At 49.9% G+C, this 16,205-nt stretch carries 17 protein-coding genes, 1 tRNA gene and 2 pseudogenes; 13 read left to right on the top strand and 7 right to left on the bottom strand.

The window, feature by feature from the left end:
* Positions 1-10: 10 nt before the first annotated feature.
* Genes VN24_RS02665 through VN24_RS02655 form a run of 3 tightly spaced genes read right to left on the bottom strand, consistent with a single transcriptional unit; the run spans position 11 to position 1,023 of the window.
* Positions 11-361 carry a DUF1048 domain-containing protein gene (locus tag VN24_RS02665; RefSeq protein WP_045669166.1) on the bottom strand — a complete coding sequence of 117 codons (351 nt, stop codon included), beginning with the start codon at positions 359-361 and terminating at the stop codon, positions 11-13.
* A gap of 9 nt (positions 362-370) precedes the next feature.
* Positions 371-718 carry a DUF1048 domain-containing protein gene (locus tag VN24_RS02660; RefSeq protein ID WP_045669165.1) on the bottom strand — a complete coding sequence of 116 codons (348 nt, stop codon included), beginning with the start codon at positions 716-718 and terminating at the stop codon, positions 371-373.
* A complete protein-coding gene (locus tag VN24_RS02655) occupies positions 715-1,023 on the bottom strand; it encodes a PadR family transcriptional regulator (protein WP_274520439.1) in 309 nt (102 codons plus the stop codon). The genes VN24_RS02660 and VN24_RS02655 overlap by 4 nt, the downstream gene beginning before the upstream one ends.
* A 401-nt stretch (positions 1,024-1,424) precedes the next feature.
* Here VN24_RS02655 and VN24_RS02650 point away from each other — a divergent pair, with 401 nt between their 5' ends.
* The 4 genes and pseudogenes from VN24_RS02650 to VN24_RS02635 all read left to right on the top strand — a co-directional run bounded on the left by VN24_RS02650 (position 1,425) and on the right by VN24_RS02635 (position 4,534).
* Positions 1,425-2,648 (top strand): IS110 family RNA-guided transposase, encoded by a 1,224-nt coding sequence (locus tag VN24_RS02650; RefSeq protein WP_045669163.1) that lies wholly within the window; start codon positions 1,425-1,427, stop codon positions 2,646-2,648.
* A gap of 324 nt (positions 2,649-2,972) precedes the next feature.
* A pseudogene (locus VN24_RS26755) lies at positions 2,973-3,119 on the top strand (DUF6262 family protein); the annotation flags it as partial.
* Positions 3,120-3,324: 205 nt separating this feature from the next.
* Complete coding sequence (locus tag VN24_RS02640; RefSeq protein WP_045672896.1) at positions 3,325-4,098, top strand: DeoR/GlpR family DNA-binding transcription regulator; 774 nt, start codon at positions 3,325-3,327, stop codon at positions 4,096-4,098.
* A gap of 52 nt (positions 4,099-4,150) precedes the next feature.
* The gene (locus VN24_RS02635; RefSeq protein WP_045669162.1) at positions 4,151-4,534 is read left to right on the top strand and encodes an NIPSNAP family protein; all 384 of its coding nucleotides are present in this window, start codon (positions 4,151-4,153) and stop codon (positions 4,532-4,534) included.
* 206 nt (positions 4,535-4,740) lie between these two features.
* Here VN24_RS02635 and VN24_RS02630 read toward each other — a convergent pair.
* Positions 4,741-5,301: pseudogene (locus tag VN24_RS02630) on the bottom strand (IS256 family transposase); the annotation flags it as partial.
* Positions 5,302-5,551: 250 nt separating this feature from the next.
* A complete protein-coding gene (locus VN24_RS02625) occupies positions 5,552-6,784 on the bottom strand; it encodes an IS110 family RNA-guided transposase (RefSeq protein ID WP_045669161.1) in 1,233 nt (410 codons plus the stop codon).
* A 394-nt stretch (positions 6,785-7,178) separates the two neighbouring features.
* On the opposite strand from VN24_RS02625, the gene tnpB reads away from it, so the two are divergent.
* The gene (gene tnpB / locus VN24_RS02620) at positions 7,179-8,285 is read left to right on the top strand and encodes an IS200/IS605 family element RNA-guided endonuclease TnpB (protein ID WP_045669160.1); all 1,107 of its coding nucleotides are present in this window, start codon (positions 7,179-7,181) and stop codon (positions 8,283-8,285) included.
* A gap of 143 nt (positions 8,286-8,428) precedes the next feature.
* Positions 8,429-8,800: a GNAT family N-acetyltransferase gene (locus VN24_RS02615; RefSeq protein ID WP_238590808.1), complete on the top strand. Its 372-nt coding sequence runs from the start codon at positions 8,429-8,431 to the stop codon at positions 8,798-8,800.
* 121 nt (positions 8,801-8,921) lie between these two features.
* On the opposite strand, the gene VN24_RS02610 is transcribed toward VN24_RS02615, so the two are convergent.
* Positions 8,922-9,701, bottom strand: a complete 780-nt coding sequence (locus VN24_RS02610) for an SDR family NAD(P)-dependent oxidoreductase (protein ID WP_045669158.1) — start codon at positions 9,699-9,701, stop codon at positions 8,922-8,924.
* 313 nt (positions 9,702-10,014) lie between these two features.
* Here VN24_RS02610 and VN24_RS27570 point away from each other — a divergent pair, with 313 nt between their 5' ends.
* Together VN24_RS27570 and VN24_RS02605 are read left to right on the top strand one after the other, a co-directional pair.
* Complete coding sequence (locus tag VN24_RS27570) at positions 10,015-10,182, top strand: hypothetical protein (protein ID WP_158453637.1); 168 nt, start codon at positions 10,015-10,017, stop codon at positions 10,180-10,182.
* Between the two features lie 32 nt (positions 10,183-10,214).
* Positions 10,215-10,403, top strand: a complete 189-nt coding sequence (locus VN24_RS02605) for an aspartyl-phosphate phosphatase Spo0E family protein (protein ID WP_045669157.1) — start codon at positions 10,215-10,217, stop codon at positions 10,401-10,403.
* 201 nt (positions 10,404-10,604) lie between these two features.
* On the opposite strand, the gene VN24_RS02600 is transcribed toward VN24_RS02605, so the two are convergent.
* Positions 10,605-10,677, bottom strand: a tRNA-Val gene (locus VN24_RS02600).
* A gap of 368 nt (positions 10,678-11,045) precedes the next feature.
* Here VN24_RS02600 and VN24_RS02595 point away from each other — a divergent pair.
* From VN24_RS02595 to pstB, 5 genes are all read left to right on the top strand, one after another.
* The gene (locus VN24_RS02595) at positions 11,046-12,449 is read left to right on the top strand and encodes a TolB family protein (RefSeq protein WP_045669156.1); all 1,404 of its coding nucleotides are present in this window, start codon (positions 11,046-11,048) and stop codon (positions 12,447-12,449) included.
* Positions 12,450-12,478: 29 nt separating this feature from the next.
* Positions 12,479-13,342 (top strand): phosphate ABC transporter substrate-binding protein, encoded by an 864-nt coding sequence (locus VN24_RS02590; protein ID WP_045669155.1) that lies wholly within the window; start codon positions 12,479-12,481, stop codon positions 13,340-13,342.
* 123 nt (positions 13,343-13,465) lie between these two features.
* Positions 13,466-14,428: a phosphate ABC transporter permease subunit PstC gene (pstC, locus tag VN24_RS02585; RefSeq protein WP_052702747.1), complete on the top strand. Its 963-nt coding sequence runs from the start codon at positions 13,466-13,468 to the stop codon at positions 14,426-14,428.
* Positions 14,425-15,321, top strand: coding sequence for a phosphate ABC transporter permease PstA (gene pstA, locus VN24_RS02580; protein WP_045669154.1), 897 nt, complete (start codon positions 14,425-14,427; stop codon positions 15,319-15,321). Before pstC ends, pstA begins: the two co-directional genes overlap by 4 nt.
* A gap of 70 nt (positions 15,322-15,391) precedes the next feature.
* The gene (gene pstB / locus VN24_RS02575; protein WP_045669153.1) at positions 15,392-16,147 is read left to right on the top strand and encodes a phosphate ABC transporter ATP-binding protein PstB; all 756 of its coding nucleotides are present in this window, start codon (positions 15,392-15,394) and stop codon (positions 16,145-16,147) included.
* The last annotated feature ends 58 nt before the right edge of the window (positions 16,148-16,205 follow it).

The raw sequence follows: 16,205 nt of genomic DNA, 5'->3' as shown, positions 1-16,205 counted from the left end.
ATATCCCCTTTTACTTTGTTTTATCCGTAACCTTTTTCATGGCCTTGTTAACTTCTTGGTCAACAGATTCTTGATAGATGTCAGCGTAAGTTTTTGAATCTTTGATTAGATCGTCGCAGAAAGCCGCTACGTCACTGCCTGTCACTTCGAGCACGCCTTTCCCCAAGGCCGCGCCCTCTTCAAAAAGATCGATAATCCCCGAGAGCAAACCCGTCCCGTCGGTTAGCTCAACAGGGCCGACCTTAAAGAGATATTTTTGAATCTCTTTATAAACAATCTGATAATCCTGCGGGAGCGCTTTGACACGCGCCACGTGCGCTCGCCACTCTTTTTTGCCTTCGATGATATCTCGTATTCTCATTTTATCCTCCTATTTACCTAATTTTTTAGCGATATTATTGTTGAGTTGCTCGCGCCACTTGTCGCGAAAAGACTTTGCCCCTGCTTCGCCGGCCAGCGCTGAACAGAAGCCTTTGATATCGTCACCCAAAACCTCTTGGACACTCTGACCGTCCGCCGCCGTTTCTTCGAGCAGGCCAAGCACACCGTCAAGAATTGGCATGAGGTTGCGACCGGTGAAATCTGAGTGCGGCCAAAGATTGGCATTAATTTTTTCCCATGCCGCTTGATAATCAGCCGGCAGCTTTTTGGCTCGCGATTCAAAAGTTTTCAATTCTTTAGTCATGTCGCTGCCGGTGATTTTTTCCCAAAAATTCATTGTTTTTTCTCCTTTAAATCGTTAATTTTTGATGAGACGAACTCCCATTTTTCCCAGAACCTCCGCAGCTCCTCACGCCCCGCGTCGTTGATCGTGAAAAACTTTCGCGGCGGTCCCATGTCGGAGGGCTTCTTGGTGATCTCCACCAACTTGTTTTTTTCAAGTCTGATCAGGATGGTGTATACGGTACCCTCCACAACATCTGTGAAGCCGAGAGCGTTCAGCCGCCGCGTGATTTCGTAGCCGTAGGTTTCTTTGCGGCTTATAATGTCAAGGACGCAGCCCTCAAGCACGCCTTTGAGCATTTCCGTTAGGTTTTCCAGCACAATCACTCCTAGCTATTCTGTATGACTGGTATGGAGTATTACTTACTACAGCTATAAAGTATCACGCAGTAGATGGTTTTGTCAATAGTGTTTGCTCTGACACGGATTTTACATTTTCACTATCCTGCCCGTTAGCCATCCATGCCCCTCTCGGGGCACCACAGAGTAATGAAAATTTTGGTGCGGCGTTCTATACTATTCTTACGGCTGGTGAGGAAGGTCGTTAAGCTATGGTGTCGCGAACCCATCCGTTAGTCTGACTACGACGATCACGGTGCACCACGGTATGTCGCTCCTTTTGGGAAGCACGCGGGGTAGAGTAATCCTTTCTGGTTGTTGCACCAGTCCTCAATTTCAATTGCCGTAGAAAGGTGAATGTTATGGATGTCCTCATCGAGCGCGCTTGCGGTTTGGATGTTCACAAGAAGTCCATTACCGCTTGCGTCATGACTCCCGAAGGAAAGGAGATTAAGACCTTTCGTACGCATACGGTGTTCCTGCTGGATTTAATCGACTGGATCAAGCAGCATCGCTGTACGCACGTGGACATGGAGAGTACCGGTGTTTACTGGAAACCAATCGTCAACCTGCTTGAAGCCGAGGAGATTCAATTCCTCGTCGTAAACGCACAGCACATTAAAGCTGTTCCCGGCAGGAAGACGGATGTAAAAGATGCCGAGTGGATCTGTAACCTTCTGCGTCATGGACTGCTCAAACCCAGCTACATTCCGGACCGTAACCAACGCGAACTCCGCGAATTAGTCCGTTACCGTCGCAGCCTGATTCAGGAACGCTCTCGTGAACATAACCGGGTTCAGAAGGTCCTTGAAGGCGCCAACATTAAGCTCGCTGCTGTTGTCTCCGACATTATGGGCGTGAGCAGCCGCGATATGATGGGGGCCATGATCGAGGGAGAAGAAGATCCCGAAAAGCTGGCAGCTTTCGCGCGACGAACACTGAAGAAAAAGAAGGAAGAGTTGGAATTGGCCTTACGCGGCAACATGAGTGCCCACCAACGGATCATGCTGAAAACGATGCTCACACACGTCGATTTTCTGAATGAGCAGATTCTCGAACTGGATACGGAGGTAGCCAAACGGCTCGACCCTTTTCAGCAAGACATTGAACGTCTAGATACCATTCCAGGGATCGGCCGACGAACCGCAGAACAAATCCTTGCCGAAGTTGGGACTGATGTCGGTTCGCGCTTCCCATCCGCCCCTAATCTCTGTTCATGGGCGGGCCTAGTTCCAGGGCAGAATGAAAGTGCCGGAAAACGAAAATCCTCAAAAACTCGCAAAGGCAACAAATATCTCCGAGCGGCACTGATTGAAGTCGCCCATTCCGTATGCAGATCCGACAACTACCTAGGAGCACAGTACAGACGCATTGCCGCCCGAAAAGGCAGACACCGAGCAGCCGTAGCCGTCGCGCACTCCATCATGACCATTGTTTATTACGTTCTTACACGAAAAGAAGATTACAAAGATTTAGGAAGTCATTATTTTGAACAGCGACAACAAGAAGCGATCGTGAGACAAGCCGTACGAAAGCTTGAGAATCTTGGTTTTCAGGTAGCCCTCTTTAATTCGGAGGCCTCTTAGCGTTTCAATGTCTCAAAATTGCGAAGAAGCACAGTTTTTAAAAACCATAAAAGCTGGGCTTAGTTTCGTGCTGCCATTTTTGGGTCTGAGCTAATAGTAATTTTCGGGGTAGCTTGATACCTCTTTAATAAAATAAGAAGTTCCGAATTTTTTTATGTAAATGGAACATCGGGAATTGTGAGACTCATATTGTCTAAAATTTACAGCTTGGATTTGTTCCTATTAGTTTTCCATGGATTGGGACTTGGTACTGCGAATTCGAATACTTTTTCACCACATTTTTAATGCTCTATTGTTTCAAGTTGATTGGTGCCCAACATGAATCAACAATCCCAGGCCCTTACACCAAAGCAAGTAAAGCGTGAAACGAATGATGCCAAAAAACGCAAAATCAAGGCATTGGAGAATGAAAACAAAGTGCTGCGAGAGCAAATGAAAAAGGCTTATGCTCAGGTTTACGATAAATTTTAACTCACTCATTAAGCTATAACGGGCAGCAGAGTAGTTGATTGCACAGCAGAACTGTAAGCCGAAAAAGATGCATAAAACAGTATTTTAAAGATGAATATTGCAGAAAATATTTACAAAACAGCATATTAACGAATATAATCGAGTTATTGTAGGAGTGAAAGTGAATATTAAGGAGGAATAATGCGTGCAAAAGGAAGACGCGGGGATGTTTGCTGAAGAGCGTCGGGAAAAAATCCTAGCATTATTGAATGAAGAAAAACGCGTAATGGTCAAAGACTTGGCGGAAAAGTTCAAGGTTTCCATCGATTCAATCAGGCGTGACCTCTCCATTATGGAGGATCAGGGATTGCTCAAGAAAACCCACGGCGGTGCGATTCCATCCACGAAGGTTCGACAAGCCCCACCCCCACCAGAAATACGATACGGTGAAGGAACTCCGCAAGGTAATGCGATTGCTAAACTAGCTGTATCGTATATTCGGGAAAGCGATACTGTATTTATTGGCAGCGGATCTTTATCTTATGTGCTATTGAAGCATCTGCCTGAACAACTGCCAATTACAATCGTTACAAACAGCATGCGGGTAGCCGATGCTTTAAGGGAACGACAGTGGATTGAAACCTTCCTAATTGGTGGTCGGGTAAAGCCGTCAGGAAATATTACCGACGTACTAGCGACAGAATTCATCCGCCTGTTTAAGTTTGATGTCAGCTTCGTCACTGGGGGCGGCATCTCGGAGGAAGGGATTTTTGTGGCCACTCCTGAAGTAGGGGCATTCGGTCGGGCCGTATCTGCTGCATCTCGCCGCCGCATCGGAATTGCCACGCACCATTCCCTTGGCAACGAAGGATTTGCGAAAGCTGGCCGGATTGAAGATTTAGATCTGTTAATTACAGATGAGGATGCAGACCCAGAGGCAATCGACCGAATTCAAGCACTTGGCGTAAAGGTGATCGTGGCTCAGCTAGAGGGAAAATGACTGAAAAACACAAAGTAATTATTTTTTAGACTTTAGAAAGGATGTGGCGATTTTGTTTTATAGAAGGAAGTTTTACATCGTAAAAAATGAGTTTGTTGATATTTTTAATGCACATTTTAATGAAACTAATTTGCCTAACCAAATTAAACATGGAGCTCGATTAGTTGGAAGATGGATGATACCGAGTAATAAATCGACGACTGAAATATTCGCTATTTGGGAGTACGACAGTTATGAGAAGTACAAGGAAATAGAAACGATGGTTAGGGGAGACAGTGAACACATCGATCGAATAAATAAATGGTATGAAAAAAATGGCGGTAGAGATTATGTGTATAAGGAGTACATTCTTGAGGTTAAAAATGAGCAGATATTTTCTACTTTGATAATGAATGAATTCAGTAATCATGAAGTGCAATTTTGGCTCAAGAACTAAAATTTATATACTTTCGGCTACGAACGATAGTTAAACATAAAAGGTTCCACATATTATTCATGAATAGTATGTGGAACCCGGTAGCGTCAAGAAGTTTGTGTAAGGCGGTAGGATATACCATCTGGGAAAGTGGACAGCATTTCTGTTTGAATGTTCTGACGATGTTGCGGATGGGGGTTCCTCCCATCCGGGTCGGAAATTATTGGTTAATCGGCACACGACGGATAGCGTGCATCGAACATCTCGTTTAGTGCCTTTTTGACCTCCTGAACACCGAATCCCGGTATGACACGTTCCGCATACATCTCGTTGTACTCGATACTTTGGAGGTACACGACCTTCTCGGCAGCATCCATGTTCGTCAAACTGTTCATTGGCTTGAGTCGCTTGCGAAATTCCTTATTCATGCGCTCAATTGCATTAGAAGTGTGGATCGCTTTCTTAATCATGGCTGGATACTTGTAGAACGTAAGCAGGGTCGACAGCTGGCTTTCCCAAGACTTCATTTCTTTCGGATAGAGCTTGCCCCACTTCGCTTTGACCGTATCGAAGGCGGCAAGCGCCGTGTCATGGTCGACCGCGTTGTAGATTGTTTTTAGGTCGTTGATGACGTCTGTCTTATGCTCCACCCGGATCTTAGGGAAGGTGGCGCGCACTTTGTGAACGATACAGTGCTGTACATCGGCTTTCGGGTATGTTTCTCGAAATGCCTCGTCCAGACCCGGCAGTCCGTCGAATACACCGAGCAGCACTTCCTTAGCCCCGCGGCTGGCGCATAAACTGAGTTCAGCTAAGAGTTTGAACTCATATCCCGCGCAGCGGATCAATAATCGCTTCTTAATGAACGAAAGGGTGAATCGCTTGATGAGCGCCTATATCGTCGGACAATCTACGCTTGAAGATTTGGACGAGCTGGCCAGTCTGTTTAATTTATCATTTTATACGAAAATGCGGGTTTCCTCGTTTTGGCGCAAAAAAACCACTACCCCAAAATTTCTTTTCAGAATTTTTTAAAAGTTAGGCGGATTGGTTATCCTGTATTTGGATGAAATATCCCATGGACTCGATCTTTCTCTTCCAATAGTCGAGTCCTTTTTCTTTTTGGGGTAAGTAATCCCATCCTAATTCTTCGTATGGTTTTTTGTCCTTTAAGACGAAATAGCAAATCTTTAATATGAGGTGTGCTGTCGCCATCGCTGCCTTCTTAGGTCCTCGTCGCTTCACGACACGTGCGTGAAAGGCGGCAAGTCGGGTATTTTTGCTCATAGAAGCTGCCCAGGCTACTTGGCATAAGACGGCTTTCAAGTTCTTGTTCCCTTTATTCTTCTTGGAACTCCTCTTTTTACCTGCGCTTTCGTTATTCCCCGGACATACGGACGCCCAGGAAGCGATGTGCTTCTCCGTTTGGAACTCCGACATATTGGTACCAATCTCCGATAGGATGCTCGCCGCTGCATCTTCTTGAATACCGGGAATGGTTTTCAGGAGTTCTACTTCCTCGCGATAGGGCTGGAGCAGGCGATCGATTTCGACTTGAACCGTCTCGATATGCTCCTTTAATTGCTCGATGTGTTCTAAGTGCCTCCTGATCATGAATCGATGGTGGGCTCGCACACGACCATTCAAGGCTTCAATTAAACTAGGAACTTTCTTCCTCACGGAATGATGAACCATCCCCATCACGCTTTGGCTATCCAGTACCTCGCCGTTTACGAGTGCTTCCAACAGCGTTATGCCAGATACGCCAAAGATATCGGAGATAAACGTGGTGAGCTTGATATTCGCATCTTGCAGGATTTTGTGTATCCGGTTTTTCTCGGATGTCATGTGTCCTGGAAGTTTTCGCCGATACCGGGTCAAATCCCTCAGGTCACGAATATCCACGGGCGGTACAAAACTCGGCTCAACGAGACCGCATCGCAATAAGCTTGCGATCCACGCGGCGTCTTTCACGTCCGTTTTTCTTCCTGGAAGGTTTCGGATCTTCCTGGGGTTGCCCAAAAGCAGTGTAAAGTGACCTTCCAGGATGTTCCATATCGCTTTCCAATACACCCCGGTACTTTCCATGGCAACGTGCGTGCATGCGGATTCGGTTAACCAATCCAGTAGATTCAGCAACTCTTTGGTCGTTGTGCCAAAGGTGCGGATTTCTTTGCTGGGCTTCCTGTCTAGAGGACCCGACAATACGCAAGCGACAACGGTTTCTTGGTGTACGTCCAACCCCGCACACCGTTCTAAGATTGCATCCATAAAACGATCCCTCATTACTTGATTGTACAGGTCATGCAGTGGAGCAAAAGGTAAATTTATACACGTGTTTGGTGTTCACAATCGGCGGTTCTCGTCACTGCAATTGATCGGTTTCTAACCCGGGCTAGAGCACCAAAATTTTATCGACCTCTGACCTGTCATCTACAGCATGGGTTTCTTGTTTTGTCTTGAAACATACTTCCATTTTCATTCTTGGTGGTGACTGTTAAGTCATGTTGTTTCTAACGGAGAAGACCCCCAACTTTAAGCGAAGCGTAGGTGGCGGGATGAATCCGCTTCGGGTGTACCCGACATTTGCTGCCCCGAACCCGCGACAAACACGAACATATGTGCTATAATGGAAGTGACTACCAGTGAAAGGTGGTGACTCTTCTTGCACAAAGCATTCCGGTTTCGGATCTATCCCGATCGAGAACAACAAACGCTCATTCACCAAACTCTCGGATGCTGCCGGTTCATCTATAACCGTTTTCTCGCCCTTCGTACCCAAGTGTATGAGAACGAGCGGAAAACATTAACCTACAAAGCTTGTTCCCGAAAGCTTACGCTGCTTAAGCGCGAATCGGGATTCGACTGGCTGCGGAAAGTGGATGCCACCGCCCTGCAAAGCGCTATAAAGTCACTCGATGATGCGTTTAAGCGCTTTTTCACCAAACAAAACGATTATCCGCAGTTCAAGCGAAAGCGTGCGTCCGGGCAGAGTTATACGACTAAGAACAACAACGACGCCATTCGCGTGGAAGGAAACCGGATTCAGCTGCCTAAGCTCGGACTCGTGCGATTTGCAAAAAGCCGCGAGATCGAAGGGCGCATCTTATCCGCCACCGTTCGCCGGAACCCGAGCGGTAAATACTTTGTCTCGGTGTTATGCGAAATGCTGTACTGCCCCTATGTGCGGGTGGACAAGACGAAAAGCGTAGGCATCGATCTGGGCCTTAAGCACTTCGCCATCCTTTCTACGGGTGAAACGATTTACAATCCGAAATATTTACGTAAGTATGAGACGAAATTGGCCTTTTGGCAACGAAGATTATCCCGCCGGCAAAAGGACGGTCAAAACCGTGCCAAGGCCCGAATGAAAATCGCCCGGCTGCATGAGAAAGTCGCAAACTGCCGTGAGGATTATCTGCACAAACTGTCGACCCGGCTGATTCGTGAAAACCAAACCATCTGCCTGGAAGACCTACAAGTGGAAAACATGCTCAAGAATCATAAGCTGGCGCGGTCCATCGCGGACGCGTCATGGTCCAGGTTCGGCGAAATGATCGCCTACAAAGCAGCGTGGCATGGGAGAAACGTCATCACGGTAAACAAGAGCTTCCCGTCAAGCCAGATCTGCTCGGCATGCGGCCAGCGAAACCCGGATGTGAAAGATTTAAAGGTACGCGAATGGACGTGTCCGATGTGCGGCGCGCAGCATGACCGTGACCATAATGCGGCGATCAACATCGAACGGGAAGGACTTCATTTGTTGGAATGAATTAAGTTGAACTGCCGGGACAGCAGGGATCGCCTGGTCAATTTCCTTTCGATAGAAGGGATTACCCAGGAATCCCCCGCCTCTTAGCGAATGCGTAGGCGGTGGGAGGTTCAAACCGCATTTTTTACGGACAGCGTTCGGCATTGGACCAAGCACGGCAATTTCTGTTTGAACGGATGGTACATCGGGAATCGATTATATTCAACGTTCGGGACCTGAATATGAAGCGTATGGTCGGCTTTACACAGCTGTATCCCGTCTTCTCGTCGATCTCCATGAAAAGATCGCTGATCTTGAATGATCTCTATGTGCTGGAAGAACACCGCAAGACGGGGGTCGGCCAGCTTCTGCTCGATGAAGCCCGCAAATATGCACAGCTAAAAGGGCTGGAGCTGTCTACCGCAGCCGATAACGAGCGGGCTCAGCGTCTTTATGAGCGCAGCGGCTATGTTAAAGACGAGCAGTTCATTCATTATTTTTTGAACGTGAACGATGATCGGACAAGCGGCGATTGAGCGGATCGATAACGAGTGGGGAGGGGCGGGACACCGAGTTGTTCGGCGCTTACCGCCCAGGCCAACCGCGTACCGGTCAGCCGATTTGCTTGCGTTAACCAAAGTTTATTCCTGGAAAATGCTACAATGAGGCGGCAAGACCGCCGTCAATATTGACCGATGTGCCGGTCACGTAAGAAGCGGCGTCGGAAACGAGAAACGCGATGACCCGCGCGGCCTCGTCGGCATCGCCGATCCGCCCGAGCGGAATGCGGTGCCCGGGGTCGCGGGCAAACGTTTCCCAACTGCTGTCCGGCGCCGATTGCTTCCACTTCGCTTCAATTTGATGACTGCGGATGAGGCCGATGCCTACCGTATTCACGCGAATGCCGTCCGCGGCCAGGTCGCGGCTCATCGCTTTCGTTAAGGCCATTCCGGCGGCGCGGCTGACGGAGGTCGGAAGCGAAGAGGCGCCCGGCGTCTTGGCGCCCGATGCCGTTACGTTGACGATGGCTCCGCCTCTCTGGCGCAAATACGGAAGAGCGGCCCGGGAAAAGCGGATCGCGCCGAACAATTTCAAATCGAGATCCTGCTGCCATTTGTCCAGCTCCACGCTTTGGAACGGGGCTGCTGCCGAAGTTCCCGCGTTGTTGACGAGAATGTCCAGCCGACCGAACGTTTCGACAGTTTGGCGAACGGCGCGTTCCACATCCTCGGCAGAAGTAACGTCTCCAATAACAACAAGCGCTTCTTTGCCGGTCTGCTCTTTGATTTGCACAGCCGCACAGCCCAGCTCATCTTCTCCGCGCGCAAAAATGACGACGTTTGCTCCCTCTTCAGCAAGCACAATGGCCGTATGTAAGCCGATTCCTTTGCTTCCGCCCGTAATGAGCGCCGTTTTGCCCTGCAATCCTAAATTCATCACAAATCCCTCCATCTTAACGGATATTAATCAATGAGTTCCAAATCATGGTTAACTACCACTATAGCACCGTCGATCTTTCATCGGCAAGCGGGGCGGAGTACTGGCTAACGAGCGTCGAGTAGCCATACCGCCGATATGCTCTCGATCAGCAGCTCACAGAAAAAAGTTAATATTTTACTCAAAACAGCTGGAAAAGTCAATCGAAATTCAACCGTTTGAATTTATCGGCAGTTTTTCGGAAAGGCGCCTGTTTTCGACTTTATTTTCAATCGGGATCGGCTATTCTTATGTTATTAGGAGGTGGGATTAGTTGATCTTTATTGAAATTGAAACGGTTGTAAAGGAAATGGGGATCGCGGCCGACCGGTTTATGGAATGGAAGTCGGGAAATCTGGACATGAGCAGGAAAACGTACGAATCCAACCTTTTAGGTCTGACCGCTGATCAATTTTCACTTGATGAGGAACATCGCAGCTAGCGTAAATGACTTATCAATTGGAGATGCAGATTATGACCGAGCTGGAAATGATCAGGTTTAACATCGAACTGTATCGAGCGCTGCTCAATGACCTTGCCGGCAGTTCCCCTGAAACATTGACGTCAGGTAAAGTATTGCATTTGAGCCAGGAATTGGACGAATTGATTATTAAGTACTATCAGGTACGGGAGAAAGTGAATGAAGCCGAGAGATCAGCCTGACTCGATATCGTCCGGAAGGCTGAGGGAGGTTTTTGAAAAAAACGTCAACCGTAGGTTCGGCAGCCGGGACTCATCGTTTGGTGCGTTTCTTGGAAGTTCTATATATAAAGGTAAAGACAACTTGATTTCGGTCGTCTGCGGATCGAAAGCATCCTATAAATGAACAAGCAAAAACCCTTGCGGCGCAAGGGTTTTTTTGTATGATCTGTAGTGGGCTCGAACCACTGACCCCCACCCTGTCAAGATGGTGCTCTCCCAGCTGAGCTAACAGATCGCGTATCACAGAATCATATAATAATATGAATTCAGGAAGAAGTCAAGCGAATACGGCAGCAAAATCTATGAAAAGTTGATATGGCAGACTCCTTTTTATATTTACCCCAAAGGTCGCGTTTTGAATAACCAATAACAGGATAATATCCAACATTTACAAATAATCCATAAATGCAAAACATTTCGATAACAAAATGCTGTTAGGATTGCAAATGTAAATATTGGTACAAGCGTTTCCTCAACATCAAGCGGTCTTACGCAGTTATTAAGGGGGGATCGGGCCTATTCATCAAGGCCGGGTGGGCCGTCGGCAACAGGCTTCAAAATCTTCTACATATAGATCATGACGAGGAAAGGTGTCGTATGCCAATGTCGATGAAAAAAACGCTGGCCGCTTCTTTGGCGGCTGCAATAATCAGCACGGCTGCTGTTAGCGGCGCGTATGCTGCTGCTCCTGTAAATGTACTTCAAGTGAAGCCGGCTTCTTATGTCGTAAACGGCAGCGACGTTACGATCCGTTCGATTGTAGCGGACGGCGTTACGCTTGTCTCGGTTCGGGATTTGGCGGCTGCTTTGCTGGCCAATCTTGAATTGACGCAGGACGGTACGGTAAAGGCGGCCGCAAACGGCCATTCGATCGCTTTGAAAGCATCGTCGAACCGCGCGTTCGTAGACGGTTCCGTGAAAATGCTGAGCCACGCGGTCGTGAACGTAAAACACGCGAACTACATCGAACCCGCTAGTTTCGTAGAAGCGCTGGGCGGCACGTATACGAAAGACGCATCGGGCGCCGTATCGGTCGATACCGTCCAGCTTCTCGAGGGCATAGACCAAGCGAAGTGGATTGGGGCGGGTCAGCTGCTCGTCTCCAGCCTGACCGATCAGGGGCGTGCGGACAATGTTGTCAACGCAGTTTCCGGCGAACATGCGGAGCTGTTCGCGGCGGCCGATGCTTCCGACCTGGCAGTGGCACCCGGCGGCACGAAAGCCGCTTACACCGATTCGAACGGCAACGTTTATGTTCTCGTTCTCGGGACGAATAAAATGAAGAAAATCAGCGAAGACACATCCGTAAAAAATGAGCTGCAATGGTCCGCCGACGGCTCGACGCTTTATTTCCTGCAAGGCGACAGAGGATCGGTTATTGCGAAAATGAACCCGGTTGACGGAAAGATTGCAGCGGTTCTCGACGACAAGGTCGATTACAAAGCGAATTTGACCGTATCCGAGGGCGGCAAAAAGTTCGTCTACACGGTCAGCAAAAGCGGCAAAGTAACGGCCGACAGCAGCAAGGACGTTTCGCTTGACGATGTGGCAATCGATATGACAGGTACGGAGCCGCAGCTGTACGCGTTCGATTCTTCGGCAGCGGGTGCCAAACCGGTGCAGCTCACCTCCGGCGCGGAAGACAAGCTGTATGTCGGCGCGGCGGCTGACGCTTCGCAAGCGTTCTACATCAAGCCGGGTGACGAGAACACCAACTCCGTTCTCATCTCCGTTCAGGCAAACGCGCAGGAAAGCACGCTTTTCTCGGAACAGGATGTGCTTCAAGCTGTATACAGCAGCGGCAAGCTGTACGTGCTCGCATCCGGAGCGACGGATACGAACGATATTTACGAAATCGACCCGGCTAACGGCAGCAAACAAAAGCTCTTCACCGTGTCCGACAGCGTAACAGATCTTGTTGTTTCCGCAAATTCGCAGCTTGCGCTCGTTCAGGACGGAAAGCTTTACGTCGATCATAACGGCAAATGGAAAGCCGTAACCCGCTAATTCAACTATTCGAGAGGAGTTATATACAAATGAAATGGTTTAAAGGCGCTGCACTTGCAACGATGGCTCTTACCCTGGTATTCGGTTCTTTCTCCGCTTCCAATACCGCAGAGGCGGCAAGCAAAAAGCTGAGCGGCAAAATCGTCATCAACGGTTCCTCCGCGCTGCTGCCGCTGACGCTGCAGGCAGCCAACGAATTCAAGAAGCTCAATCCGAAAGTAAAAATTTCCGCTTCCGCTGCAGGCTCCATCACGGGTCCGCAATCGGTGCGCAAAGGCATTGCCGATATCGGCGCCGTTGACTGGGATGCGACGCAGGACGTGCCGGGCTTCAAAAAGTTTGACGGCCAGGTGGCGCATAAAGTGGCGGTTACACCGTTTGCTGCGATCGTGAACAAAAACGTGAAAGTGGACGACCTGACAACGAAGCAGCTGCAGGACATTTTCTCGGGTAAAGTGACGAACTGGAAAGACGTAGGCGGCGACAATGCCGATATCGTGGTCGTCAACCGCGCCTTCGGATCGGGCACGCGCGTCAATTTTCAAATGAAAGCACTGATGGGTACGGACTTCATGACCAAAGGCAACAACTACAAAGAAGTGAAGTCGAGCGGCGACATGAAGACAGCGGTAGAAACGACGCCGAACGCGATCGGTTACATCGACCTCCCTTACGTCACGAGCAAAATGACGGCGCTGAAAATCAACGGCATTGCCGCTACGACTGAGAATGTGGTCAACGGTAAATATAAAGTATGGGGCTACGGCTACTACATGACGAAAGGTCCCGCAACCGGGGCGGTCAAAGCGTTCATCGAGTATGTGCAAAGTAAGGAGTTCCAGAACGGTTCCCTGAAAAAGCTTAAATTCATCCCGCTGTCGGCGATGAAATAACGGAAGAAGAGCGGCCAGCTTGGAGCGCACCTGCGTCAGGCTGGCTTGTCTTTATCACGCAGGTTCATTCAACGTGGAGAGAGCTTCGAACAGAAGCTTTTCTTATTGGAGGAAACGAACGGTATGCTTGAAACTTCGTCAACGGGTGCAACGGCCGCACAAGGCGAAATGACTCATTCCCTGAAATCCGGCACCGGCAGGGGATTTGACCGCAGAGCGAGGCTGAGATGGGCGAACAAAACGTTCAAAATGTTTTGTATCGCGTGCGCCGTCTTTGTTTGTTTGGTGCTGTTTCTGATCTTGTTCTTTATGTTCCGCACCGGCGTGCTGACGTTTCTGGACGTCTCCCCGCTCGAATTTTTCTTTTCGGCGGACTGGACGCCGGAAGAAGACCGCTTTGGCGCGCTTGTCTTTATTTTCGGGACGTTCGCGTTAACAGCGCTGACGCTGCTCATTGCGGTGCCGGTCTCGATATTCATCGCCATCTTTTTGGCTGAGCTGACGCCGAAATGGCTCAAAAATATGCTTCGCCCGGTCATCGACCTGCTGGTCGGAATTCCGTCCGTCGTATACGGATATTTAGGCTTCACTTTGCTCATTCCGGCCATTCGATCGGTGACCGGAACGAGTATGGGCGACGGTCTGCTGGCGGCAGCGCTCGTGCTGGCGATTATGGTGCTGCCGACGATCAGCAGGCTGAGCGACGATGCGATTACCGCTGTCCCGCACAAATATATTCAGGCTTCCTACGCGCTTGGAGCGACCCGGTTTCAAACAATATTCAAAGTTACGCTGCCGGCGGCGAGAAGCGGCATTATGTATGCCGTCATTCTCGGAATGGCGCGCGCCATCGGAGAAACGATGGCCGTCGTCATGGTGATCGGCAATACGCCACAGCTGGCCAGCAGCCTGCTGACGCCGACATCGGTGCTCACAAGCAACATCGTCATGCAAATCCCGAACGTGGAGTTCGATTCCACCTGGAACAATGCGCTTTATTTGATGGGCTTCATTTTGCTTCTCATCTCGCTTCTGATGATCGTCGCGATTCGGTTTTTGGAGCGGAAAGGGGCGAGGGGAGCATGATCAACACCAAGGCGGCAAGCTCGCCGTTTCGCAAGAGCAGAGGCGTGAACCGCATCCTCGACCGCAGCTTTACCGTGCTGGCGTGGATCGTTGGCGTCTGCTCTATCTTATTTATTTTCGCGCTGCTGTTTCTTATTTTGGAAAAAGGGATTCCGAAGCTGTCGTGGGGCTTTCTGTACGGACTTCCAAGTGAAATCGAGGAGGGCGGCGGCATCGGTCCCGCTTTGTTCAACTCTTTCTATGTATTGATCCTTTCGCTCATCATTTCGATTCCGCTTGGCCTTGCAGCCGGCATCTATTTGGCCGAATTCGCTCCCGACCGCAAGTGGGTCCGGTTTATCCGCACTTGCGTCGAAGGGCTCGCTTCCGTTCCGTCGATTATCTTCGGCCTGTTCGGTATTGCCTTGTTCGTCGAAGCGATGGGGATCGGGCTCACCATTATCGGCGGCGCGGTCAGTCTCGCTTTCTTGAATCTGCCCGTCCTGACGCGGGTGACGGAGGAAGCGCTGCAGGCGGTGCCCAAGGAGTATAAAAACGCATCGTTATCGCTTGGGGCGACGCATCTGCAAACCATTATGCGCACGCTCATCCCTGCCGCGCTCAGCGGCATCGTTACCGGCATTTGCCTTGTAGCGGGGCGGGCGTTCGGCGAGAGCGCCGTTATCATTCTGACGGCCGGCGTCTCCACATCCGGCGAGATGTGGGATTTCAGCTTATTTTCCCCGGGTGCGACGCTTGCCGTTCACCTCTGGTATGTGCAGTCGGAGGCGATCGTGCCGGATGCGGCCGATATCGCCGACAAAGCGGCAGCCGTGCTCGTTATTGTCGTGCTTCTCATCAACCTTTTATTCCGCGTGCCGCTTTGGTTTCACGGGCGCAAAGCCGGCAGATAAACGAATAGAACGCACTGCATAGGGCGCACTGCCGAAAGTCCGAGATGAATACTCGAAGGAGTTTTCAATGATGAACGCACTCATTCATATCCGTAAGCTGAATCTGTATTATAACGATTACCAGGCATTAAAGAACGTATCGCTGGACATTCCGGCGAACGAAATAACCGCTTTCATCGGACCTTCCGGCTGCGGAAAGTCCACGCTGCTGCGGACGCTCAACCGGATGAACGATCAAATACCGGGCGTGCAGATCGAGGGTGTCATCGAAATTGCCGGCACCGATATTTATGAGGGCGGGATCGATGTGGAGTCGCTGCGGACGAGAGTCGGGATGGTGTTTCAGCAGCCGAATCCGCTGCCGAAATCGATCTACGACAATATCGCGTACGGCCCCCGTATTCACGGCATCAAAAACAAGCGGCAGCTGGATGAAATTGTGGAAACGAGCCTGAAAGCGGCCGCGGTATGGGATGAAGTGAAGGATCACCTGAAGCGACCGGCCGCCAGCCTGTCCGGCGGGCAGCAGCAGCGGCTCTGTATTGCCCGGGCGCTGTCGGTCAATCCGGATATTTTGCTGATGGACGAAGCGACGTCCGCGCTGGATCCGCTCTCGACGCTCAAGATCGAGGAGCTCGTTCAGGAGCTGAAGGACAGGTATACGATCGTCATGGTGACGCACAATATGCACCAAGCGGCGCGGGTATCGAAGAAAACGGCATTTTTCCTAAGCGGGGAAGTTGTGGAGTATGACGATACGGAGCGGTTGTTCTGCAACGCGGTGGATCAACGGACGGAAGATTATATTAGCGGACGTTTCGGCTGAATGGCCGGCATCGTTTCGAATCGCAAAAGAGAGCTGACGACAGTGTTGTCAGGTCTCT

Origin of the sequence: Paenibacillus beijingensis (assembly GCF_000961095.1) — a bacterium.
GTDB lineage: Bacteria > Bacillota > Bacilli > Paenibacillales > Paenibacillaceae > Paenibacillus_O > Paenibacillus_O beijingensis.
Note: the sequence above shows the minus strand (reverse complement) of the source record. Positions and strands in the feature narration are given on the sequence as shown.